We start from the raw sequence: 650 nt of genomic DNA on the forward strand, positions 1-650 counted from the left end.
CTAGCATTAGCTTTTAAGTTGATCTGGCCAGCTTGCGTTGTAATGGAACCTTCTGCCGTAGATACTCGTGTGGTTAAAGCCGAAACCGTTACATTATCTGCTTTTTTACCTAGCTCCGTGTTGGTTTCGGTTTTGGTGTACACATCGGTCTTATTGGCTTTAAGAGAGATATTGTCATTTGCAACATTAATGGACGATTCAAGAGCTGATACTTTTGTCGAATCGGCTTTTTTTCCAAGTTCTATATTAACTTCGGACTTGGTATAAACATCTGTTTTATTGGCCTTTAATAAAATGTCATTAGCCGTTTGGGTAATAGTTGTTTCTGCACTAGACATTCTGGTTTCCAGAGCCGTGACCTTTGAAGTATCCGCCTTTTTGCCTAACTCTGTATCAACATACAATTTGTCTGACTTTTTATTAATATCAGTTTGTAGAGCAGTTTTGTCTTGGCTGTATGTGGTAGACGATACTTTAGATGTAATATCCTTTTCAGTCTGGGTGATACGGGACTCAGCGGAATTCAAGCGGGTAACAACTCCGCTTTGGTCTGTGGTGTAGGTAGTGGTTGAAACTTTGCTGTTTAAAGCATTATCAACTTCCGTTTTAGTGTAAGTACTAGCTTTATCAGCTTTAGAAACTAACTGCCC

Annotated in this window: 1 pseudogene; it reads right to left on the reverse strand. The window is 39.4% G+C overall.

Annotation, left to right across the window (positions count from 1 at the left end):
- Positions 1 to 650, reverse strand: a pseudogene (locus tag G6554_RS25345) (hypothetical protein); the annotation flags it as partial.

It is taken from the genome of Bacillus sp. MM2020_4, from assembly GCF_011250555.1.
Classification (GTDB): Bacteria; Bacillota; Bacilli; order Bacillales; family Cytobacillaceae; genus Neobacillus.